Below are 564 nucleotides of genomic sequence, written 5' to 3'. Positions count from 1 at the left end.
CGTCGGGCCATGCGTAAGAGCATGCAGGGCACGATGAAGGCCGGCGCCAAGGGCATCAAGATCCAGTGTGGCGGTCGCCTCGGCGGCGCCGAGATGTCCCGCTCCGAGTTCTACCGCGAGGGTCGTGTGCCGCTGCACACGCTGCGCGCGAACATCGACTACGGCTTCTTCGAGGCCCGCACGACCTTCGGCCGCATCGGCGTGAAGGTCTGGGTCTACAAGGGCGACGTCACCGAGAAGGAGTGGGCACGCGAGCAGGCCTCGCAGGCTCCCCGCCCCTCGCCTGGCCCGCGTGGTGACCGTGGCGACCGCGGTCCTCGCGGCGGCGGTCGTCGTACGTCGTCGCACGGCCGTCCGCGACGCACAGCTCGCGGGTCAGCACGTCGACCCCGCCGCCCGTCACCGCGCCGCCGTCCCGTCCCGCGCGGCGACGACCTCGGCGACCACCTGGTCGTACACCGGGCTGCTCATGAAGTTGTCCACCGACAGGTGGCGCGTGGTGGGCGCCCGGAGACGGGCGCGCGCGGTCAGCTCGCGCTGGCTGATGACGAGGTCGGCGGAGTC

General features: G+C 72.2%; 1 pseudogene. It reads left to right on the top strand.

The annotated features are described in order from the left end of the window. A pseudogene (rpsC, locus tag G3I71_RS46065) lies at nt 1-336 on the top strand (30S ribosomal protein S3); the annotation flags it as partial. Nucleotides 337-564 lie beyond the last annotated feature (228 nt).

This window comes from Streptomyces sp. SID12501, assembly GCF_010550245.1.
GTDB lineage: Bacteria > Actinomycetota > Actinomycetes > Streptomycetales > Streptomycetaceae > Streptomyces.
This window is presented reverse-complemented; position numbering and strand designations above follow the sequence as displayed.